The sequence below is a fragment of the Bradyrhizobium sp. JYMT SZCCT0428 genome, from assembly GCF_018131075.1.
Classification (GTDB): Bacteria; Pseudomonadota; Alphaproteobacteria; order Rhizobiales; family Xanthobacteraceae; genus Bradyrhizobium.
Genome location: NZ_JAFCLS010000006.1, coordinates 91,946 through 112,553, shown reverse-complemented (window position 1 = coordinate 112,553; position 20,608 = coordinate 91,946). Strand labels below are relative to the sequence as shown.

General features: G+C 62.2%; 21 protein-coding genes. 14 read left to right on the top strand and 7 right to left on the bottom strand.

Annotated elements, in window-relative coordinates; all coding sequences use genetic code 11:
- Nucleotides 1–100 precede the first annotated feature (100 nt).
- Nucleotides 101–910, top strand: coding sequence for a quinoprotein dehydrogenase-associated SoxYZ-like carrier (locus JQ575_RS08165; RefSeq protein ID WP_249166531.1), 810 nt, complete (start codon nucleotides 101–103; stop codon nucleotides 908–910).
- A 43-nt stretch (nucleotides 911–953) separates the two neighbouring features.
- Here JQ575_RS08165 and JQ575_RS08160 read toward each other — a convergent pair whose 3' ends face one another.
- Entirely contained in the window at nucleotides 954–1,313 is a 360-nt protein-coding gene (locus tag JQ575_RS08160) for a hypothetical protein (protein ID WP_212032704.1), read from the bottom strand.
- A 96-nt stretch (nucleotides 1,314–1,409) separates the two neighbouring features.
- Between JQ575_RS08160 and JQ575_RS08155 the strand changes: the two genes are divergently transcribed.
- The 4 genes from JQ575_RS08155 (at nucleotide 1,410) to JQ575_RS08140 (ending at nucleotide 4,289) form a co-directional block, all read left to right on the top strand.
- A complete protein-coding gene (locus tag JQ575_RS08155) occupies nucleotides 1,410–2,372 on the top strand; it encodes an ABC transporter substrate-binding protein (RefSeq protein WP_409364775.1) in 963 nt (320 codons plus the stop codon).
- A gap of 1 nt (nucleotide 2,373) precedes the next feature.
- Complete coding sequence (locus JQ575_RS08150) at nucleotides 2,374–3,111, top strand: ABC transporter permease subunit (RefSeq protein WP_212032702.1); 738 nt, start codon at nucleotides 2,374–2,376, stop codon at nucleotides 3,109–3,111.
- Entirely contained in the window at nucleotides 3,101–3,826 is a 726-nt protein-coding gene (locus tag JQ575_RS08145) for an ABC transporter ATP-binding protein (RefSeq protein WP_212032701.1), read from the top strand. Before JQ575_RS08150 ends, JQ575_RS08145 begins: the two co-directional genes overlap by 11 nt.
- Nucleotides 3,827–3,938: 112 nt before the next feature.
- Complete coding sequence (locus tag JQ575_RS08140; RefSeq protein ID WP_409364774.1) at nucleotides 3,939–4,289, top strand: hypothetical protein; 351 nt, start codon at nucleotides 3,939–3,941, stop codon at nucleotides 4,287–4,289.
- 27 nt (nucleotides 4,290–4,316) lie between these two features.
- Here the strand turns inward: JQ575_RS08140 and JQ575_RS08135 are convergent, their stop codons facing one another.
- The 3 genes from JQ575_RS08135 to pqqA all read right to left on the bottom strand — a co-directional run bounded on the left by JQ575_RS08135 (nucleotide 4,317) and on the right by pqqA (nucleotide 6,018).
- Nucleotides 4,317–4,553, bottom strand: coding sequence for a hypothetical protein (locus tag JQ575_RS08135; protein WP_212032699.1), 237 nt, complete (start codon nucleotides 4,551–4,553; stop codon nucleotides 4,317–4,319).
- Between the two features lie 123 nt (nucleotides 4,554–4,676).
- A complete protein-coding gene (locus JQ575_RS08130) occupies nucleotides 4,677–5,543 on the bottom strand; it encodes a hypothetical protein (RefSeq protein ID WP_212032698.1) in 867 nt (288 codons plus the stop codon).
- 394 nt (nucleotides 5,544–5,937) lie between these two features.
- Nucleotides 5,938–6,018 (bottom strand): pyrroloquinoline quinone precursor peptide PqqA, encoded by an 81-nt coding sequence (pqqA, locus tag JQ575_RS08125; RefSeq protein WP_192736930.1) that lies wholly within the window; start codon nucleotides 6,016–6,018, stop codon nucleotides 5,938–5,940.
- Nucleotides 6,019–6,374: 356 nt separating this feature from the next.
- Here pqqA and JQ575_RS08120 point away from each other — a divergent pair, with 356 nt between their 5' ends.
- From JQ575_RS08120 to JQ575_RS08110, 3 genes are read left to right on the top strand one after another with little or no spacing between them, the layout of a single operon-like run.
- Nucleotides 6,375–7,145, top strand: coding sequence for a MotA/TolQ/ExbB proton channel family protein (locus JQ575_RS08120; protein WP_212032697.1), 771 nt, complete (start codon nucleotides 6,375–6,377; stop codon nucleotides 7,143–7,145).
- Nucleotides 7,142–7,774, top strand: coding sequence for a hypothetical protein (locus JQ575_RS08115; protein WP_212032696.1), 633 nt, complete (start codon nucleotides 7,142–7,144; stop codon nucleotides 7,772–7,774). The genes JQ575_RS08120 and JQ575_RS08115 overlap by 4 nt, the downstream gene beginning before the upstream one ends.
- A gap of 2 nt (nucleotides 7,775–7,776) precedes the next feature.
- Entirely contained in the window at nucleotides 7,777–8,388 is a 612-nt protein-coding gene (locus tag JQ575_RS08110; RefSeq protein WP_212032695.1) for a hypothetical protein, read from the top strand.
- 108 nt (nucleotides 8,389–8,496) lie between these two features.
- On the opposite strand, the gene JQ575_RS08105 is transcribed toward JQ575_RS08110, so the two are convergent.
- On the bottom strand, nucleotides 8,497–8,826 hold the full coding sequence (locus JQ575_RS08105) for a hypothetical protein (protein ID WP_212032694.1): 330 nt from the start codon (nucleotides 8,824–8,826) through the stop codon (nucleotides 8,497–8,499).
- A 159-nt stretch (nucleotides 8,827–8,985) separates the two neighbouring features.
- Here JQ575_RS08105 and JQ575_RS08100 point away from each other — a divergent pair, with 159 nt between their 5' ends.
- A complete protein-coding gene (locus JQ575_RS08100) occupies nucleotides 8,986–9,240 on the top strand; it encodes a hypothetical protein (RefSeq protein ID WP_212032842.1) in 255 nt (84 codons plus the stop codon).
- An 8-nt stretch (nucleotides 9,241–9,248) separates the two neighbouring features.
- On the opposite strand, the gene JQ575_RS08095 is transcribed toward JQ575_RS08100, so the two are convergent.
- Both JQ575_RS08095 and JQ575_RS08090 read right to left on the bottom strand, forming a co-directional pair.
- Entirely contained in the window at nucleotides 9,249–9,755 is a 507-nt protein-coding gene (locus JQ575_RS08095) for a hypothetical protein (RefSeq protein ID WP_249166518.1), read from the bottom strand.
- 59 nt (nucleotides 9,756–9,814) lie between these two features.
- Nucleotides 9,815–10,783, bottom strand: coding sequence for a helix-turn-helix domain-containing protein (locus JQ575_RS08090; protein WP_212032693.1), 969 nt, complete (start codon nucleotides 10,781–10,783; stop codon nucleotides 9,815–9,817).
- 411 nt (nucleotides 10,784–11,194) lie between these two features.
- On the opposite strand from JQ575_RS08090, the gene xoxF5 reads away from it, so the two are divergent.
- The 5 genes from xoxF5 (at nucleotide 11,195) to JQ575_RS08065 (ending at nucleotide 20,598) form a co-directional block, all read left to right on the top strand.
- Entirely contained in the window at nucleotides 11,195–13,000 is a 1,806-nt protein-coding gene (xoxF5, locus tag JQ575_RS08085) for a lanthanide-dependent methanol dehydrogenase XoxF5 (protein WP_212032692.1), read from the top strand.
- A gap of 108 nt (nucleotides 13,001–13,108) precedes the next feature.
- Entirely contained in the window at nucleotides 13,109–13,597 is a 489-nt protein-coding gene (locus JQ575_RS08080; RefSeq protein ID WP_212032830.1) for a c-type cytochrome, methanol metabolism-related, read from the top strand.
- Nucleotides 13,598–13,664: 67 nt separating this feature from the next.
- A complete protein-coding gene (locus JQ575_RS08075; protein WP_212032691.1) occupies nucleotides 13,665–14,774 on the top strand; it encodes an S-(hydroxymethyl)glutathione dehydrogenase/class III alcohol dehydrogenase in 1,110 nt (369 codons plus the stop codon).
- A 35-nt stretch (nucleotides 14,775–14,809) separates the two neighbouring features.
- Nucleotides 14,810–15,379, top strand: coding sequence for an S-(hydroxymethyl)glutathione synthase (gene gfa, locus JQ575_RS08070; protein ID WP_212032690.1), 570 nt, complete (start codon nucleotides 14,810–14,812; stop codon nucleotides 15,377–15,379).
- 383 nt (nucleotides 15,380–15,762) lie between these two features.
- A complete protein-coding gene (locus JQ575_RS08065; RefSeq protein WP_212032689.1) occupies nucleotides 15,763–20,598 on the top strand; it encodes an NAD-glutamate dehydrogenase in 4,836 nt (1,611 codons plus the stop codon).
- Nucleotides 20,599–20,608: the final 10 nt, after the last annotated feature.

The following is a 20,608-nucleotide window of genomic DNA, read 5'->3' as shown; positions in this document are numbered from 1 at the left end:
TGCCGTATATTGACGGCGTTACGTTCCATCCCAGCGAAGGGGTGCCGCCATGCCCGGACGTCGTTTCCACCTGCTCTGCATCGCCAGCCTCCTGAGCGTCATGCTCGCCGGCGCGCGCGTTGCGCCTGCGGCAACGCCCGAGGCCAACGATCCGTGGCCGGGACTGGTTCAGGACATCTTCAACAATCGCCCGATGAACGACGGCGCAGACGTGATCGCCATCGAGATGCCGTACCGCGCCGAGGATGCGGCGATCGTTCCCGTCACCCTGCGCACCAAGCTCCCGCCTGGCGACAGCCGCCGCGTGTTGAGAATCACGCTGGTGATCGACCAGAATCCGGCGCCAATGGCGGCAAAGTTCGAACTGGGGCCGGACGCCAATGTGACGGAAATCTCGACGCGCGTGCGCGTCAACAACTATACCGATGTTCATGCCGTGGCCGAACTGAGCGACGGCAAGCTCTATATGACGAAGACTTATGTGAAGGCCTCCGGCGGCTGTTCCGCACCGGCCACCAAGGTCGCCGACGAAGCCAAGAACCGCCTGGGGCAGATGCGATACCGCCAGTTCGCGCGGGCTGGTGAAGGACGTGCTGGTCAAGGATCTGGCCAGGGTCCCGCCAGCGGCACCCGCGAGGCGCAGATCATGATCGGTCATCCGAGCCATTCCGGCCTGCAGATGGATCAGGTGACCCAGCTCTACATCCCGGCCTTCTTCGTCGACCAGTTGCGGCTGTGGCAGGACGATAGCCTGGTGCTGGCGATGGAAGGCGGAATCTCGATCTCGGAAGATCCCAATATCCGCTTTACCTATGTTTCGAACGGCGCGACGCGCTTCCGTGCCGAAGCCAGGGATACCGAAGGCCACGTATTCCAGAAGGAATGGAAGGTCGACGATTCCGGGATCTGACGCAACGCGGTAAGCCAATATCGCCCGCGCGTCGGGGCTACCTCTAGAAACATCTCACTTCCGCTTCGGCCTGTGCGCGCCTGAGATCATTGAGTGCGCCCGCGGCCTGCTCTGACGTGCGGAACTGCCCGCCCAGATTGCCCCGGACCTGCGCCATGCTGAGGACGGTTTCGGCCGAGACATAGCGCTCGTAAGGTATGATCGATGCGATGATATCGATCGAGCAGGAGCATTGTTCGATCGCCTGCCGCGTCTCGCCATTCGCCTTGAGACAACCAAAGACGTATTCGGCGCGCGCCGACGTCGGATAGTCGTTGATCACTTCGGCCCGCGCCATCGTTGTCGCCGCCGTCAACACTGACAACGCGGCGACAATACGTCGTACCGATCCGACAGCTGCCATGATCTTCCTCCCGCTACGAAGCGTGGAAGCTATGCTATGACGGTCCCGCTGAAAAGATGCTCGCGGAAACGGCTCACCATGACAATTTGCATTCGCATGCTGCTGGCTGCGGTTATTTTGTCCTTTGCGCAGGTCGGTACATGCCACAGCGCTGAGACCGTGCGGGTTGCGGTGCAAAAAACCGGAACATTCGCCTGGGAACTTGCCGTGATCCGCGCCCATGGTCTCGACAAACAGGCCAATCTCTCGGTGGGGGTTGTTGAGCTTGCGAGCCCCGAGGCGGGCAAGATCGCGTTACGCGCCGGGAACGCCGACATCATTGTCTCCGACTGGCTGTGGGTATCGCGCGAACGCACCCTTGGCGCCAAGCTGACATTCTATCCCTATTCGAGCGCGCTCGGCGCCGTCATGGTACCGGCCGCATCGCCAATCCAGACATTGGCCGACCTTAAAGGCCGCAAGCTCGCGGTTGCCGGCGGCCCGATCGACAAGAACTGGCTGCTGTTGCAAGCGTGGCTGAAACAGGGCGGCATCGACCTGAAGTCGGAGGCGACCATCGCTTACGGCGCGCCGCCGCTGCTGACGGCAAAGACGCTCAGTGGGGAAATGGATGCCACCATGAACTACTGGAATTTCTGCGCCGTGCTGGAAGCCAAAGGCTTCCGCCGCGTCGCCGGCGTTGAGGATCTGCTGCCGAAGCTTGGCGCCACCGGCCGCACCGCGATGATCGGCTACGTCTTCGACGAAGCATGGGCGAACGCCAACCAGGACACAGTGGCCCGCTTTATCGCCATGACCCGCATGGCGAAAGAGATCCTATCGACCTCGGATGCCGAGTGGGAGAAAATTGCGCCGCTGACCGGCGCCCCCGACACCGCAACGCTCCGCGTCTATCGCGATCGCTATCGGGAGGGAATTCCACGTCGCCCGATCGCCGACGAGGAAGCCGACGCGCGCATCCTCTACCGCGTGCTGGCTGGAATCGGTGGCCGCGAACTGGTCGGGGCGGCGCCGGAACTCGCTTCCGGCACTTTCTATCACGCGATTCCGGGAGACTGAGGTGCCGCGTCTGGTTTCATTCGCCGTGTTTTTCGCAACCTGGTGGATCGCCTCGCTGCTCGCCGGCGATGCGAAGCTGCCGCCTCCGCCCACCGTGCTCGCGGCCATGCTTGTGGAAGCGAAGTCGGGTGCCTTGTTCCTCAATCTCGGCGTGACATTGGCGCGCGTGGCGCTCGCCTTCACCCTGGCGATGACGCTGGGTGCCGCCATCGGTTACCTGATGGGCCGGGTGCGGCTTGCCGATCGGCTCGGCGATCCCTGGCTGATCCTGCTGCTCAATCTGCCGGCGCTCGTGGTCATCGTGCTCGCCTACATCTGGGCCGGATTGACCGAAGTCGCCGCAATAGCGGCTATTGCCATCAACAAGCTGCCGACCGCCGTCGTTACGCTGCGTGAGGGAGCGCGGGCACTCGACGCGGCGCTCGACGAAATGGCGACAGTATTCGCGTTGCCGCGTGCAAGGACGTTCCGGCACGTCATATTGCCGCAACTGGCGCCCTATATCGCAGCCGCTGCGCGATCGGGACTTTCCCTGGTCTGGAAGATCGTCCTTGTTGCGGAGTTGCTTGGACGCCCGAACGGCGTTGGCTTCGAGATTGGCGTGGCGTTCCAGTTGTTCGACATCCCGCTTCTGCTGGCCTATTCACTGAGTTTCGCGGCGGTCGTGCTCGTCATCGAAACCCTGCTGGTGCAGCCATTTGAGGCCCGGCTATCCCGGTGGCGCCCCCGTGCGGCTTGACGTCGACATCGCCAGCAAGAAATTCAGGAACGCGGCGGGCGAACAGCACGAGGTGATCGCCGGCCTGGCCTTTGCGCTCGATGCAGGAGAGGTAGGCGTGTTCGTTGGCCCATCCGGCTGCGGCAAGAGCACCATGCTGAGGATTCTCGCCGGCCTCGACCACGACTTTCAAGGGCGCGTCGTGCGTCCCGCCGGCGCACGGATCGGCGTCGTGTTCCAGGAACCGCGACTGCTGCCATGGCGATCGGTCGAGGAAAACGTGCGGCTTGTCGCACCTCTGGCCGACGAGGCGAAGCTTTCAGCGCTGTTCGAAATTCTGGAATTGGGCGCGCATCGCAAGCATTTCCCCGGCGAATTATCACTCGGCCTTGCCCGGCGCGTCGCGCTCGCCCGCGCATTCGCCATCGAGCCGGATTTCCTCATTCTCGACGAACCGCTGGCCTCGCTCGATGACGCCCTCGCCGTCCGTCTGCGCGATCAGATTGCCATGCTGGTCGACGGCCGTTCCGTAATGACGCTGCTGGTCACCCATGACGTGGAGGATGCGGCCCGTCTCGGCGACCGACTGTTCCTGTTGTCGCCGCGACCGGCGCGGGTTGTTGCCGAGCTGCCCATCGGCACGCCCCGTCGCGCGCGGGGCGACGCCGAGATCGCTGCAATCAAGTCGGACATCATGCGGCGGATCGACGGCGGTCTCACCGAGCGGGATGCCTGATAGGTGCTTGACCTCATTCAGCGAAGGCACCAGAAAATTTCGAGGCGGCGAAAAACCGGAAACGTCTGATAAGGTAGCAAGCGCTTGAGGTTTGCCGCGGGAGAATCTGATGATGCGATGGATACTGGCCTTGGTCGTGCTGTTGTCGGTGGGCGCCGGCGAACTCGCCGCGCAGAGCAAGGGCAAGGGCATCCGGCTCTGGAACCTGACCACCTCGACAATATCGGGTTTCCAGCTATCGCCGGCCGGGAAGGACGCCTGGGGACCTAATCTGACCCTGAACGACAAGGACAAGGAGGTCGACCACGACGAACGCCTGCGCATCACCGGCGTGGAGCCGGGACGCTACGATGCCAAGGTGAGCTATCCCGACGCAAGGCAATGTCTGGTGAGAGATATCGAAATCAAGGCGGATGCCGTGTTTTCGATTGCCGACAAGGATTTAAAGGACTGCAACAAATAGTCCTTGCGACGCCCTGACACGATGGCTTCAGCCTGCGGGCGCAGCTTCGCCCTTATCCGCCCGGTCGTTGGGGCGCGGATATTCGCAGCGCCACTTCACCGCGGTCCATTTCGGATGCTCGCCCACCCATTGCGCGATATAGGGCTGCGCAGCCATGACGCATTGCCGCGGGGAAACATCCGAGGAAAACACCAGATGCCTCTCTTCGCAGGTGGCCGGCGACAGCACGGCACACACTGTCAGTACCAGATCGATCGCATTCATGCCTGAGATCCCAGAGCTAGTGCGTTGAATAGATAACACAAACAGCTACGTAGCAGGCAGCGAAAAGTTTCACCACACCGTGAAAATCCGGCAACCTGGCGACCTCGAGTCAGGCCCACAGGCTCAAAAATTAACGCCGAAAATCAGCCGCGCGTGATGGCGCTCGAAGTTGACGAGGTCGAGCGCCGCATTCGATCCGGCCGGACGTCCCCATGCCTGAACGCTCCAGGCCGCGGTCAATCGTGAGCGCGGCGACAATTGAAAATAGGCCGTGGGCCCGACAAACAGCGCCTGGCCTTCGAATTCCTTCAACCCGATCCCTTCATACTGCCTGAGATAGCGGGCTTCGCCGCCGAGAAAAAAGCCCGGACGTGTTTGCACCATCAAGGCGAGCGCAGCACCGATGGTCGATTCCTGCTCTGCGGCTCCGGTGCCGACAACGCGCGTCCATTCCGGCTGGTAGATCAGATTGAGTGCAGCGACGGCGACGTTCGGAATTATTTCGCGGTCGAACGCCAGTGTTAGTCCCGCCCCGTAGCTTCGCACCGCCGCTGCCGTGGTCTCGTCAATGCGGCTGCCGTGGCTTTCTACCGCGACGGTAAAGCCAAATGGGGCCGCGTCCCGATCGAGAAACCGGTAGCGCAGGTCCAAGGACACGCCTTCCCACGACAACTGGCGCCGATCCTCCAGACCGGGAACGCCGCGGATATAATGGGACGCAAAGCTGGTTCCCAACTCCACGCGGACATTTTTGGCAGGCACGAATTCCAATTCGAATTCCTGCCCGATCGCGCGGTACTTTCCGCCATTCTTAGAAAATCGTCCGGTGGTCTCGCTCTGCAGCTCGCGCTCGCCGACACTGCCGATATCCGTGCCGATCATGAAGCCGAACAGATGCTCGGTATCAATGCCCTCCGCGCAAACACCACCCGGAAGCAGCGCAGAGAGACAGACGAATACCGCCCGGCAGGTGTTCGAACGAATTGGCATCCACGAGCCACGAATGAAAACGACGGGAATGAACGAGGCGTCACTGCCGGCACCCTAGCATGGCGCAGGTGGCGGCCGCCAAGGAATCGGAAGACCTATTCCCTGAATTCCGGCCATGGCAGCCGATGCCGGCGCGAGGGCGCCAATGAGGGAAAATGGAATGCCAAGCTTCTTCTGCAAGTAGCCTGACGGCGTCGAGACTTTCGACACAAGCCGATCAATGCAAAGGGAGTTGGGCGCTGCGTAATTTCGCGAGCCGATGTTCTGAAATACTGAGCCGGCTAAATCTCGCGCCGGACTAAATCTTGAGCCGGACCAGATCTTGAACCGGACGCCTGCCACGGCTCGTAGCAGCAGAGTGCAGCCAGAGCCGGGCAGAACGTTTCGATGCAGTCTACTTGCGCGATGCGCAGGCGTACATGTTGATTTCCATGCCCACCGACACTTCGACGATCTTCGGAGTCTTCCAAGTCATTCGGGGTCCTCCCAACTAGTTTGGCGCGACGTTCACGCCGGAGCAGAACCTAGGGCCGCCCCGGACGCAGCGCAAGTATGGAACATCGACGGCACAACGCTAGAGTGCCGCACTTACGGCCCGAAATTTCTCTCTCGGACAAAGTTACTTCTCTCTTGGGCAAATGCGGAACGCCTCGCGGCATGAGCGACATAGCGCATGGCCCGTGAAAGACCCTGTGCCCAACGGAAGCTTGAATCGCCATTTGACGAATTCGGTTTGCCTGCCCATGCGACATGTGGAAGGTTGGCGTTCTCTTGGGTCGAGGTTCTTAGGTCGAGGTTCTTGGGTCCAGGTTCTTGGGTCGAGGTGTCCGGATGCCAACGGCGAGTGGCGATCTTGATTCTTTTGGTGACCGCGGGCCTCTGTTGCGATGGCTGGTCTTCACCGGGCTGTGGATTTTTGCGTTCTTTCTGTTGTGGCGCTTCGGCCTCGTTCGGCAGATGATCGCTGGCGATCGGACCTATCTCTCGCCGATCATCGCTCTGCTCTATGTCGCGACGTCGCTGCACTGCCTGTGGCGCACGATCGTGATCGCACGCGAGGGCGACGCGGCGCGCCGCACCGGCGCATTGATCGCGTCCGGATCGGGTCGCCTCGATCTTGACGGCGACGCCGTGGTCGTCGAAGGCGCCGGCCTGCTACCAACCGGTCTGGTCGCGGCCCACATTCGCGACCTTGCCGTCAAGGCACGCCTGCAGGGATCCCGGAAGCTCGATCAGACGCTGCTGCTGCGCGGGCTGGCCAGCCGGCTACGCGGCTCCAACCAGTTTGGCGCCTTCGCCAGTGACACGCTGATGAAGCTTGGCCTGCTCGGCACGATCATCGGCTTCATCATGATGCTGGCGCCGATTGCGGGGTTAGATCCCAGCGACCGCAGCACGGTCAGGTCTTCGATGAATCTGATGAGCGACGGCATGGCGGTCGCCATGTACACGACGCTCGCCGGTCTCGTCGGTTCCATCCTCGTCCGGATCCAGTACTACATGCTCGACGACGCGACCGCGAAGCTGTTTGCCTTCGCCGTCGGGCTGACGGAAGTTCGCGTCGTTTCGATCCTGGAGAACAGGCCTGAGGCGGCGGAATGATCGACGAATATGACCTCATGCCGCAGGAGGAGCCGTTCGATCCGTTCGCGGTCATGCTGTTCAAGGCGCTGCAGGTCCTCGCCTTCCTGTTCTTCGTCGCATTGCTCGCCATCGCGCCCGAGGCAAAGGATGGCAAGATCGACAGCAAGGCGGAATTCCTGGTCACGATGGCCTGGCCCGACCAGCATCCTGATGACTTCGACATGTTCGTTCAGGACCCGCTTGGCAATATGGTCTGGTATCGGCGGCGCGAGGCTGGATTCATGCTGCTCGACCGCGACGATCGCGGTGGCGCCAACGATTTCATTCTGGTCAACGGCCGCAAGGTCCTGTCGCCGATCCGCCAGGAGACGGTCAGCATCCGCGGCATCGTCGCCGGCGAATACACCGTGAATATCTATCATTTTATCGCGATGGGCCGCGAACCCGTGCCGGTTTCGGTGAAGGTCGAGAAGCTCAATCCGACGGTTCAGGTCGTCCACTACGACAAGATGATGATGCAAAGCGCGGGCACCGAACGCACCGCCGTCCGCTTCTCGATAGACGCCGGCGGCGGCATCGTCGATGTCAACCATCACGAGAAATCGCTGCTGCAGACACTGCGCAGGCGGCCGAGCAAAAGTGGCTGACCATGGAATTGCAGAAGGAAATCCTGGGTCTGTCGATCGCCTACGCGCTGCTGGCGGCGTTGTTGCTGGTCATTGCGTTGCGCGCCCGCGTCTCCTGGAAGCTCAAAGCAGCGGCCGTGCTTGTCACCAGCGTCTACTACTGCGTGGCGTTTTTCCGCATCGAGGGCTTGGCCGGCTGGTCGGCGCCCGCACCGCTGCCGTCGCAGTTCCAATTGTTGTGGGCGCGGGTCGTTGAGCCGAACCCGCTCGATCGCGATCCTGGCGCGGTGCATATCTGGGTCGAGGAACTCGATGCGGCCAATCTTCCGAGCGGTCAGCCGCGGGCCCATCGCTTGCCCTATTCCGCGGCGCTCGCCCACAAGGTGACCGCGGCGCGCGACGAGATCATGAAAGGCCATCCGCAGGGTGGACGCGCGGCCGATTACGGATCCGGCAATGGACAACCTGCGCCTGAGGGACCCTCCGATGTCTCGACACTGCGCCCGACGGCTGCGCCGGGCGGCGATCCGATGAGCGGCGGTCCGCTCGATCTATCGTTCCTGACCGGTGAAGCCGGCAATATCGAATTCGCGCCGCTGCCCGCTCCGATTCTTCCGCCGAAGGACGGGCCCTGACGCTGTTCGGTGCAGCGGCGTGCCGGTCAATGAGCACGCCGAATATCTCTGTATCGCGGCTAGCCACAGCCGATCACGATCGGCGGTCCCGGCCAAATCACAGCTGTCCTAATCACAGGCCTTTTCGGCCATTAGCTGATCAGACTTGGCGCCTTGGGCCTGCTGCGCCGCCGTCGGCTGACCTTGCATCTGCTTTTGCGTATCCTGCGAAGACGCTGCAACATCGCTGGCGGCGCGGTTCATCGTGCTGGTTGGCGCGTGTTCCTTGGCATCGGAAGCCATGCCGGTGGTCTGGCCGGTGCCAACCGATGCAGGTCCGGAACCCGCATCCTTCAGGTTTGCGGCGCGACCGCTGGTGTCGCACGGGGCGGCCATTGCGCTGCCGATGCTCAGAACAGCGATCGAGCAAGCCGCGAGAATGAGTCGTTTCGTGTTCATCTGATCCTCCTTGGACCTGCCGTGCGCCCCGGCACGCAGGACGGATGAGCAACCGGTTCGGAGGCCACGGGTTCCGGGTGGCGGGTCGAATCTCGCTGTTGTCTAATCGGGCGCACCTCATGTTTCCGATCAGTGTCTACAATTTGCGAGGCTAATCACATGCGACCATTGATCTGCGGAACGCTCGGAGCCTTCCTCGCGATTGGCCTCGCGACGGCGGTCGAGGCCCAGGACAACTCGCAACTCGGGCAGCCGACACCGGGCTCCGCAAACCCGCCTGCAACACTGACCGGCAAGGAACGGCTCGGCAGGAAATGGATGGATGAGCAGCGGATCGACAATTGCAATGTGCCGATCGACAAGCGTGGGTCCCAGAAGCGGCCGAGCATCTGTCCGCATGTTCCGATGGGCTGATCAAGCGCTCATACGCCGCCGGGCTGGACGTAACAGAACACGTGACCGTTGCGGTTCATGAAAACGACGCCGTGCCCCGTGGGATTCGACTGGTCCCATTTGAGCTTGTAGTGCGGGATTTCGATTTCCGTTCCATTCTTGACGTGGGGCCGGCCGAGCGGTTCATCCGGCCGGTCATCGGTGATGCGCACGTAGGTCTTGCCATCCCGGACGTGGATTTCATCGGCCCAGTAGGCGTCAGCCTCGCCGCAGCATGATGCGCTGGGAGCGTCGGGCTGCATCAGCGATTGGTACCACTGCCGGATCGCAGGATCCGCGTTTTCCCATTGACCAAGGTCGCGCGCGCCGACCCCTGCAACGGAACAACCGAAAATTCCCAGAAAAAGGATGATTCGCTTCATCCGTCCCGCTCCTGTGTTCTCCGGCGGGATGATCAAAGCAATGTTTGTGCCGCCAAAAGCCCGTAAGGAACCGGGCCAGGCAAGGCTCCATTGGGCGACGAGCCGCCGCGTCATCGGAGCTTCGATCTACGGATCGCGTTCAGATCAGGGGACGCTGTTGCGAGTTGAGGAACTCAGGAAGCGTCTGGAGCCGGGCTGTTGTGCTGCGCCTTCTGGATCGAAGACGGAACGATGCCGAAATACCTGCGGAAGACCCGGCTGAAATGGGACGAACTCGAAAAGCCCCATGAGAATGCGACATCCGTGACGGTCTTGCCGCCATGCGTCTCCAGTTCATGGCGGCAGTTCTGCAACCGTGCCTGCCAGATATAGTCGCTGACGGTCATGCCCCGGTCGCTGAACAGCATGTGCAGGTAACGCTTGGTGCAGCCCAGTGCCGCGGAAATCTGATCGATGCACAGATCAGGATCGCGCAGATGTTCGCGGATGAAGGCCTGGGCGCGAATATACATCGCCTCGGGGCCACCGCGATCGAAACTCGCGTCCGCCTCGCGCAGCGGCAACAGCAACAGATCGATCAGCGAATCGGCGACGACGACCGCGTTGTTCGGCGACAGCCTCGCAGCCTGGTCAAATGCCGCATGAACGAAGTCATAGGCAATCCGGCCGGTGCCTGTGCGCGCCGAGAGCTTGCACGCCGACATCCGCGCCGTATGGAAGCCGCGCTCCTGCAGCAGCGCCTTCGGCACGATGACGACTTCGTGGCGCGTCAGCGCCGGACTGACGATCGTATGCGGACAGGATACATCGTAGGCAAGACAATCGCCGGGCATCAGATCGATACGCCGGCCCTCCTGCTCGAAATAGGAAACGCCGTGCGTCTGAAACAATATCTTGACGTAGGGATGCTCGCTCGCTTTTGAACGGGACACGGTGTGCGCGATGCGATGCTGGCTGACCTCGATCTGGCAGAGCTTCAGCTTTGAGACCGTCGTGTAGTTGACACGCGCTTCGAGCGACGAAGCTTTCAACGGATCTATGTCAAATTGGCCGCAAAGATCCGTCAGTGCATCCGACCAGCACTGGATCTGCTTCTTCGGCGACAATCCCGAAGTGGTAAGCGAGTGGAGCGTATCAACCATTGCCAGCCACCGATTCGAGAAATGTAACTGTTGCCGCGGGAGACTCGGTCACGGTGAAGTTTGATTTACCTCAATTTAGAACGATCGTTGTTGCCTAAGCAACGTATGTCCCGGCATCCACTTGACAATCCTCCGACTTAGTTTCTGCGCCGTCAAGGGGAAGGTTACCTCGATCGTGCGACATCCGTCGTAGTGCGCCGCACAGCGGCCGCCCAAACGCTGCCTTATGTGTGGCAACGCCCACAGCGATTCCAGCAGAAAACAGAAAGTTCGCCGAGGTTCGCTTTGGAGCAAATGCCCTTCCCTCTTGGGCAAGTTTCCCATTCCCGAACGGGATAAAGATACGGGACAAAATCGAAAAAGTGGGCCGCCACCTCGGCGGTACCTGGGCTTCATCAGTGGGAGGACGCAATGCGCAGACTGCTATTTGCAACTTGTCTTGGTTCCATGGCGGCGTTCGCCGTGGGCAGCGCCGTAGCCAACGAGGAATTGATCAAAATGTCGCAGAACCCGAAAGATTGGGTGATGCCGGCAGGCGACTACGCCAATACGCGCTACTCGAAACTCAACCAGATCACGGCAGCCAATGTCGGCAAGCTCCAGGTCGCCTGGACCTTCTCGACCGGCGTGCTGCGTGGCCACGAAGGCGGACCGCTCATCATCGGCAACATGATGTATGTCCACACGCCGTTCCCAAACAAGGTCTATGCCCTTGACCTATCCAAGGACAACCAGATCGTCTGGAAGTACGAGCCGAAGCAGGATCCGAACGTCATTCCGGTGATGTGCTGCGACACCGTAAACCGTGGCGTGGCCTACGGCGACGGCAAGATCTTCCTGCACCAGGCCGACACCACGCTGGTCGCTCTCGACGCCAAGACCGGCAAACTTGAGTGGTCGGCGAAGAATGGTGATCCCGGCAAGGGCGCAACCGGCACTTCCGCGCCGCTCGTCATCAAGGACAAGGTCCTGGTTGGCATCTCCGGCGGCGAGTTCGGCGTGCAGTGTCACGTCACCGCCTACGACCTCAAGTCAGGCAAGCAAGTGTGGCGGGCCTTCTCCGAAGGGCCGGACGACCAGATCATGGTCGACCCCGACAAGACGACCGATCTCGGCAAGCCGATCGGCAAGGACTCGAGCATCAAGACCTGGCAAGGCGATCAATGGAAGATCGGCGGCGGCTGCACATGGGGCTGGCTGTCCTATGACCCCGCGCTCAACATGGTCTACTACGGCTCGGGAAATCCCTCGACCTGGAACCCGAAGCAGCGCCCGGGCGACAACAAATGGTCGATGACCATTTTTGCGCGCAATGCCGATACCGGGATGGCCCGCTGGGTCTACCAGATGACGCCCCATGATGAATGGGACTATGACGGCGTCAATGAAATGATCCTGAGCGATCAGCAGTTCAATGGCGCGGAGCGCAAGCTTCTCACCCATTTCGACCGGAACGGGCTCGCCTATACGCTCGACCGTGTCAACGGTGAGCTGCTGGTAGCCGAGAAGTACGATCCGAAGGTCAACTGGACCACCGGCGTCGACATGAACAAGAGCTCGCCGACCTACGGCCGTCCCAAGGTCGTCAGTCAATATTCGACCGAACAGACCGGCGAGGACAAGAATACCAAGGGCATCTGCCCGGCCGCGCTCGGCACCAAGGACGAGCAGCCGGCAGCCTACTCGCCGGACACCCAGCTGTTCTATGTTCCGACCAACCACGTCTGCATGGACTATGAGCCGTTCAAGGTGAGCTACACCGCAGGCCAGCCCTATGTCGGGGCGACGCTCTCGATGTACCCGCCCCCCGGCGAATCCCACATGGGCAACTTCATTGCCTGGGACAACAAGACCGGCAAGATCGTGTGGTCGAACAAGGAGCAGTTCTCGGTGTGGTCCGGTGCGCTCGCCACCGCCGGCGGCGTGGTGTTCTACGGAACGCTCGAAGGTTACCTCAAGGCGGTCGATGCCAAGACGGGCAAGGAACTCTACAAGTTCAGGACCCCGTCCGGCATCATCGGCAACGTCACGACCTATGAGCAGGGCGGCCGGCAGTATGTCGCAGTGCTGTCCGGCGTCGGTGGCTGGGCTGGCATCGGCCTTGCGGCCGGTCTGACCGATCCGACCGCTGGTCTCGGCGCGGTCGGCGGCTACGCCGCACTGAGCAACTACACGGCGCTCGGCGGATCACTGACCGTATTCGCCCTGCCGCAGTGAGCTGAACCATCTACGTTCCGGCGCATGGACTGGCTCCATGCGCCGGGGCACTTCCCAACGAATCCCGAGGACAATCTCTTGCGTAAAATCTGGTTTGTGGGCGCCGCAATGATCTTCGCGGTATCCGGAGGAGTTACATCAGCTGCAGACGCGGTCGATCCGACGGCCGTCAAGTCCGAGGACGGAAAGTACTTCGACAAGGAAGGCACTCCGACCTTCAAGGTCGCCCCTGACGGCACGGTGGATTGGTACACTTACTCGGGATACCGCCGCTATCACTCGGAATGCCATGTCTGCCATGGCCCCGACGGGATGGGATCGACCTACGCCCCTGCCCTCACGGATTCGGTCAAGACCATGAGCTACGGAGACTTCGTCGGCGTTGTCGCGAGCGGCCGCAAGAATGTGAGTTCGTCGCAGGAGAACGTGATGCCGGCGCTCGGCGATAATCCGAACGTTGCCTGCTACATGGACGACCTCTACATCTATCTTCGCGCCCGCGCCAATGACGCGGTCGGGCGCGTGCGTCCTGCCAAAAAGGAAGACAAGCCTGACGCCTACACCGAGGCGGAGAATTCCTGCATGGGCAGGAAATGATCATCCGGAGTGAGCGCGGGGGACAGATGTCCTTGCAGCGCCCTCAAGACGAAAAGTGGAGTCTGGAATGAAGACGCGCGCTGCTGTCGCTTTCGAAGCGAAAAAGCCTCTCGAAATTGTTGAAGTCGATCTGGAGGGGCCGAAGGCCGGTGAGGTCCTTGTCGAGATAAAGGCGACCGGGATTTGCCACACCGACGCCTATACGCTTGACGGTTTCGACAGCGAGGGAATCTTTCCTTCGATCCTCGGCCATGAGGGCGCCGGCATCGTTCGCGAGGTCGGCGCGGGCGTCACGTCACTGAAGCCGGGCGACCACGTGATCCCGCTTTACACACCCGAATGCCGCCAGTGCAAAAGCTGTCTCAGTCAAAAGACGAACCTTTGCACTGCAATTCGCGCCACGCAGGGCAAGGGCGTGATGCCCGACGGCACGTCGCGGTTCAGCTACAAGGGCAAGCCCGTCTTCCACTACATGGGCTGCTCGACGTTCTCGAACTTTACCGTGCTGCCGGAAATTGCGCTGGCGAAGATCCGCGAAGACGCCCCGTTCGACAAGAGCTGCTACATCGGCTGCGGCGTGACGACCGGGGTCGGCGCGGTGGTCAACACCGCCAAGGTCACGCCGGGCGCCAATGTGGTGGTGTTCGGACTTGGCGGAATCGGGCTCAACGTGATTCAGGGCGCCAAAATGGTCGGCGCCGACAAGATCATCGGCGTCGACATCAACGACAGCAAGGAAGCATGGGGCCGCCGCTTCGGCATGACCCATTTCGTCAACCCGACCAAGGTCGGTGGCGACATCGTTGCGCATTTGGTCACGCTCACCGACGGCGGCGCCGACTACACCTTCGACTGCACCGGCAACACCACCGTGATGCGCCAGGCGCTCGAGGCGTGCCATCGCGGCTGGGGTGCCTCTGTCGTGATCGGGGTAGCTGAATCCGGCAAGGAAATCGCGACCCGGCCGTTCCAGCTGGTGACCGGCCGGGTGTGGAAAGGCACTGCGTTCGGCGGCGCGCGCGGCCGTACCGATGTCCCTAAGATCGTTGACTGGTACATGAACGGAAAGATCGAGATCGACCCGATGATCACCCACGTCCTCAAGCTGGAGGAGATCAACAAGGGCTTCGATCTGATGCACGAGGGCAAGTCGATCCGTTCGGTCGTCGTTTTCTAAAGCCAAAGAACGTCAAACATAAGGAGGATAGGCCCATGACTGTTCACATCCACCCATCGGTCGACAACGGCGTCAAGAAAGGATCGGGCAGCTTTGCCGGCGGCACCCTTGCCTGCAAGTGCGCGGACAAGGCGGTCAAGGTCGGCATCAAGGGTGATGTCGCCCACAACCACGCCTGCGGCTGCACCAAATGCTGGAAGCCGGCCGGGGCAACCTTCTCGGTGGTGGCGGTCGTGCCACGCGAAAATGTGTCGGTGCTGGAAAACGGCGACAAGCTGCAAATTGTCGACGCGTCAGCGGCGATCCAGCGCCACGCCTGCAAGGCCTGCGGCACGCATATGTACGGCCGGATCGAGAACAAGGGACATCCGTTCTACGGCCTCGACTTCATCCACCCCGAACTATTCCAGGAAACCGGTTCGGCGGCACCAGGGTTTGCCGCGTTCGTATCGTCCGTGATCGAAGCCGGTGTCGCTCCGTCCGACATGGCGGGGATCAGATCCCGCCTTACAGAGCTCGGGCTCGAACCCTATGATTGCCTGTCGCCGCCGCTGATGGATGCGATCGCTACCCACGTGGCGAAATCGAAAGCCAAAGCGGCCTGACCCGGCCATCGTCTGCGACCGCCGGTGAGCTTACTGCCACCGGCGGAGCCGCGATCAGCCGCGCAAGATTCGGCCCCCCTCTGCTGCAAGAATTCCCCCGTTCGTAAGCTGTACCAGCAAGGCTTGCGCGAATGCGCCGTGGCGGGTGACCTTTTGCGACCTCCACAACCTACTTGCCCAGCAAGTCAAGCCTCTCGAAGTCGGCTGAAACGCATACTGAAGATGCATTTCTCGAGATTTGATGGCATAATCTTCAAGGGTTGCTGAGGCTCCGAGACCGGGGATTGCGCGCACGTGATCAATCCCGGCCAAAGCGATGCGCTCAAAGAGATGCACTCCAGAATCAAGCGAACGATCGCGGCTGCGGTCAGACGGCGAGAGAAATGGAGGACCTTATGGCGTCGTGGCGTGACGACAAGGCCCGGGCGACCCTGATCCACGAAGCCGCGGGTAACGTGCAGCCGGGCAAGGCGCCCCGATCCTTTGCCGAGCATCTGTTCGGCCATACCAATCTCGAGGACCTCGCCAACTACGATGCGGCCTCGCTGGCCTTCCTGGCGGAACAGGCCTGGGAGCATGTGCAGCAACGCACGACGGGCCGTGCCGACATCCGTGTCGTCAATCCGATGATGCCCGACGGGCGCGAGATTTCCGTGCTCGAAGTTCTCAACGACAACATGCCCTTCCTGTTCGATTCCACCATGGCGGAGCTCGCCGAGCGGGGCATCGAGGTCACGCTGGTCGCCCACCCGATCATCGCCGTGGAGCGCAACGAGCAAGGCAAGCTGGTGCATTTCTACGGCGAAGCGCTGCCCGAGGGAGCAAAGGGCGAACGCGAAAGCCTGATTCATTTCCACATCGCGCGCCTGGACGCCGATGCCGACCGCCAGAAGCTGATCGAGGGCCTGACTAGGACGCTTAACGACGTGCGCGCCTGCGTCGCCGACTGGCGGGCCATGCGCGCCCGGGTCGAGCAGGCGATCATGACCTTCCGCTCCAATCCGCCGCCGCTGCCGATCGACGAGGTCGCCGAAGCCAACCAGTTCCTGCAATGGCTGTGCGCCGACAATTTCACCTTCCTGGGCTTGCGCGAATATCGATTCTCGCCCGACGCCGATGCGCCGGACGACATCAGCACCGGCGAAGGCCTCGGCATCCTGCGTGATCCCGATGTGAAGGTTCTTCGCCGCGGCGCCGAAATGGTGGTCATGACGCCGGAAATCCGCGAATTCATGCGCGAGCCGACCGTCCTGATGGTGGTCAAGGCCAATGTGAACAGCCGTGTTCATCGGCGCGTCCGCATGGACTATGTCGGCATCAAACTCTATGCACCCGACGGGCGGCTGGAGGGCGAGTTGCGCCTCGTCGGCCTGTTCACCTCGGGTGCCTATACCCGCTCGGCGCGGCAGATCCCCTATGTCCGCCACAAGGTCGAACTGGTGTTGGAGCGCGCCGGCTTCGACCCGGCCAGTCACTCAGGCAAGGCCGTCCTTCATATCCTCGAAGACTATCCACGCGACGAGCTCTTCCAGCTCGATGCCACAACGCTCTACAATTTCGTCATGGATGTCCTGACGCTCTATGAGCGTCCCCGCGTGCGGGCACTGGCACGGGCCGACAAGTTCGACCGTTTCGTCTCCATCCTTGTCTTCATTCCGCGCGAGAAATATGACACCGATGTGCGCATGCGCGTCGGGGAATTCCTGGCGCAGGTCTACAAGGGGCGCTTGGCCGCCTCGTACGCTTCCTTCCCCGAAGGATCGCTTGCGCGCGTCCACTACATCATCGGGCGCTATGAGGGCAAAACGCCTGTCGTCGAGCGCGCTATGCTGGAATCCGAGATCAGCACCATCGCCGCGACCTGGGGCGACAAGCTGAAGGCGGCGCTCGCCGCCTCCACCGACGGCATGCGAGCGCGCATGCTCGCCAACCGTTACGCCCAGGCCTTCACCGGCGGCTACACGGAGGCCTTCGGCACCTCGCAGGCGATTGCCGATATCGCCACCATCGAAAAGCTTACCCCGGCGCGGCCGGTGGCGATTTCGGCCCACCACATCGAGGGCGAGAACGATCCAACGCGCTTCGGTCTCAAGGTCTTCTCGCTTGGCGCACCCCTGTCGCTGTCGTACCGGGTGCCGGTGATCGAACATCACGGCCTGCGCGTCGTCAACGAGCGCACCTATCAGATCGTGCCTCGCGCCATGCCGGCGCCGGCGCCGGTATGGCTGCACGACATGACGATCGAGGCCAACGACGGCAAGCCGATCGTGATCAGCTCGGAATTCGGCCATCGGCTGGAAGCCTCGATCATGGCGGTGGTCGGCGATCGGGCCGAATCCGACGGATACAACGCCCTCATCCTGCGTACGGCCCTGAGCTGGCGCGAGGTTTCGACCATCCGCGCGCTGTCCCGCTACCTGCACCAGATCCGCGCGCCGTTCAGCCAGGACTACATGTGGGAGACCCTGCGCAAGAACACCGCGATCACCGCCAGCATGGTCGCGCTGTTCCAGGCCCGCCTCGATCCGCGCCTCGCCGCCACCGACGCCGAGCGCTCGGCACGTGAAGCGACCCTCCTCACCGAGATCGAGGAACAGCTCCAATCCGTCGCTTCGCTCGACGAAGACCGCATCCTGCGCCGCTTCACCAATCTGGTGCAGGCAACCATCCGCACCAATCTGTGGCAGATCGGCGAGGATGGACATCCGCGTCCGGTGATCTCGTTCAAGTTCGACGCGCGCAAGATCGAGGACCTGCCGGCCCCGCGGCCGCTCTACGAGATCTTCGTCTATTCGCCGCGTGTCGAAGGTATTCATCTGCGCTTCGGCAAGGTCGCACGCGGCGGGTTGCGCTGGTCTGACCGGCCGCAAGACTTCCGCACCGAGATCCTCGGCCTGGTCAAGGCCCAGCAGGTCAAGAACGCCGTGATCGTGCCTGTCGGCGCCAAGGGCGGCTTCGTGCCCAAGCGCCTGCCGCCGCCCTCCAATCGCGACGCCTACATGGCCGAAGGCACCGAAGCCTATCGCATCTTCATTCGCTCCATGCTCGAACTCACCGACAATCTCGACGGCGACGACATCGTGTCGCCGGACTCCACCGTGCGGCATGACGGCGACGACCCCTACCTCGTCGTCGCCGCCGACAAAGGCACCGCCACCTTTTCCGACATCGCCAACGCGATCTCGACCGAGAAGAACCACTGGCTCGGCGATGCCTTCGCCTCCGGCGGCAGCCAGGGCTATGACCACAAGAAGATGGGGATCACCGCGCGCGGCGCCTGGGAGGCGGTAAAGCGCCACTTCCGCGAGTTCGGCACCGACATTCAGACCATGCCGTTCACCGTCGCCGGCGTGGGCGACATGTCCGGCGATGTGTTCGGCAATGGCATGCTGCTGTCGCCGGCGACCAGGCTGGTCGCGGCTTTCGATCACCGCGACATCTTCATCGATCCCTCGCCCGACCCGGCCGTCAGCCACGCCGAACGCCTGCGCATGTTCAACCTGCCGCGCTCAAGCTGGCAGGATTACAACAAGGGGCTGATCTCGCAAGGCGGCGGCGTGTTCTCGCGCTCTCTCAAGGCCATTGCGCTCGCTCCGGAAGTGCGCACCCTGCTTGATCTCGACAAGCCGCAAGCCACGCCGTTCGAGGTGATGACGGCGATTCTGAAAGCGCGCGTCGACCTGCTCTGGTTTGGCGGCATCGGCAGCTATATCCGCGCGTCGGGGGAAAGCGACGATCAGGTCGGTGATCGCGCCAACGATCCGATCCGCGTCACCGGCGCCGATATCCGCGCCCGGGTGATCGGCGAGGGCGCCAACCTTGGCGTGACGCAGCGTGGCCGCATCGAAGCCGCGCAAAAAGGCGTCAGGCTCAACACCGACGCGATCGACAATTCGGCCGGCGTGAACACCTCCGACGTCGAGGTCAATATCAAGATCGCGCTGGCGCGCCCCGAGCGCGAGGGACACCTCAGTGCGGCTGACCGCAACAGCCTGCTGGCCGCGATGACCGACGAGGTCGGCGCCCTGGTGCTGCGCAACAATTATCTGCAGACGCTGGTGCTTTCGCTGGCCGAACGCAAGGGCCTGGCAGAGACCGGCTTCCTCGCGCGCCTGATGCAGTCGCTCGAGCAGCGCGACCTTCTCAGCCGCGCTGTGGAATTCCTGCCCGACGACGCAGCGATCGCCGAACGCGCCCGGCGCGCCCAATCCCTGACCCGGCCGGAACTTGCCGTGCTGCTCGCTTACGCCAAGCTGACGCTTTACGACGATCTGCTCGCCGCCAGCGTGCCTGACGATCCGTATCTTGCCCGCGAATTGTCTCAGTACTTCCCGCGCGAGCTTGAGGACAAATTCCCCGCTGCAGTGGAGCAGCATCGCCTTCGTCGGGAGATTATCGCCACCAATCTCGCCAATGCCGTCATCAATCGCGGCGGCCCGGCATGTGTCGTGCGCCTGATCGACGAAACGGACGCCGAGGTGTCGACCATTGTCATGGCCTTCGTGGCGGTGGATGAATCCTACGGTCTGAAGCGGCTGAACGACGCGATCGATGCGCTCGACAACCGCATCGACGGGCAATTGCAGCTTACCCTCTACGCTGCGATTCAGGATCTCCTGCTCTCCCGTATGGTCTGGTATGTGCGCAACGTCGATTTCAAGGCCGGTCTGGACTCGGTCATCGCTCGCTTCGGCCCCAGCATCCGCGAGATCGTCGCCGGACTCAACGAGACCCTTCCGGAGGACATGCAGTCTGGGCGCAGCAAGCGACGGCAGGACCTGATCGATGCCGGCGTGCCAGCCGACGTCGCAGGCGAGTTCGCCGATCTCGACGCCTTGGTCTCGGCACCGGATATCGTGACGGTGGCGGAGCGCGCCAGCCGGACCATCGGCGACGCCGCCGCCACCTTCTTCGCTGCCGAGGCCAATTTCCGTCTCGATCGCCTTATCGCCGCGGCACGCAGCGTCCCGGCCAACGATAACTACGAACGTCTCGCCATTGATCGCGCCATTGACCAGATCGCCGCCGCCGAAAGAAGGCTGGCTGCGGACATGCTGGCAACCGGCCAATGCGGCCAGGAGGCCGCCGAGAACTGGCTGGCGGCTCATCCCGAAGCGACGCGCATCCGCCGCTCGGTCGAGGAGATTGTGGCCAGCGGCCTGACGCTCGCGAAGCTGACGGTGGCGGCGAACCTGCTCGGGGATATGGTGAAGGGCTGACGCGCGCTCA

Coding starts and splice junctions, on each gene's coding strand:
- JQ575_RS08165 (WP_249166531.1), top strand. CDS start 101: ATGCTCGCCGGCGCGCGCGTTGCGCCTGCGGCAACGCCCGAGGCCAAC.
- JQ575_RS08160 (WP_212032704.1), bottom strand. CDS start 1,313: ATGGCAGCTGTCGGATCGGTACGACGTATTGTCGCCGCGTTGTCAGTG.
- JQ575_RS08155 (WP_409364775.1), top strand. CDS start 1,410: ATGCTGCTGGCTGCGGTTATTTTGTCCTTTGCGCAGGTCGGTACATGC.
- JQ575_RS08140 (WP_409364774.1), top strand. CDS start 3,939: ATGCGATGGATACTGGCCTTGGTCGTGCTGTTGTCGGTGGGCGCCGGC.
- JQ575_RS08135 (WP_212032699.1), bottom strand. CDS start 4,553: ATGAATGCGATCGATCTGGTACTGACAGTGTGTGCCGTGCTGTCGCCG.
- JQ575_RS08130 (WP_212032698.1), bottom strand. CDS start 5,543: ATGCCAATTCGTTCGAACACCTGCCGGGCGGTATTCGTCTGTCTCTCT.
- pqqA (WP_192736930.1), bottom strand. CDS start 6,018: ATGACTTGGAAGACTCCGAAGATCGTCGAAGTGTCGGTGGGCATGGAA.
- JQ575_RS08120 (WP_212032697.1), top strand. CDS start 6,375: ATGCCAACGGCGAGTGGCGATCTTGATTCTTTTGGTGACCGCGGGCCT.
- JQ575_RS08115 (WP_212032696.1), top strand. CDS start 7,142: ATGATCGACGAATATGACCTCATGCCGCAGGAGGAGCCGTTCGATCCG.
- JQ575_RS08110 (WP_212032695.1), top strand. CDS start 7,777: ATGGAATTGCAGAAGGAAATCCTGGGTCTGTCGATCGCCTACGCGCTG.
- JQ575_RS08105 (WP_212032694.1), bottom strand. CDS start 8,826: ATGAACACGAAACGACTCATTCTCGCGGCTTGCTCGATCGCTGTTCTG.
- JQ575_RS08100 (WP_212032842.1), top strand. CDS start 8,986: ATGCGACCATTGATCTGCGGAACGCTCGGAGCCTTCCTCGCGATTGGC.
- JQ575_RS08095 (WP_249166518.1), bottom strand. CDS start 9,755: ATGACGCGGCGGCTCGTCGCCCAATGGAGCCTTGCCTGGCCCGGTTCC.
- JQ575_RS08090 (WP_212032693.1), bottom strand. CDS start 10,783: ATGGTTGATACGCTCCACTCGCTTACCACTTCGGGATTGTCGCCGAAG.
- xoxF5 (WP_212032692.1), top strand. CDS start 11,195: ATGCGCAGACTGCTATTTGCAACTTGTCTTGGTTCCATGGCGGCGTTC.
- JQ575_RS08080 (WP_212032830.1), top strand. CDS start 13,109: ATGATCTTCGCGGTATCCGGAGGAGTTACATCAGCTGCAGACGCGGTC.
- JQ575_RS08075 (WP_212032691.1), top strand. CDS start 13,665: ATGAAGACGCGCGCTGCTGTCGCTTTCGAAGCGAAAAAGCCTCTCGAA.
- gfa (WP_212032690.1), top strand. CDS start 14,810: ATGACTGTTCACATCCACCCATCGGTCGACAACGGCGTCAAGAAAGGA.
- JQ575_RS08065 (WP_212032689.1), top strand. CDS start 15,763: ATGGAGGACCTTATGGCGTCGTGGCGTGACGACAAGGCCCGGGCGACC.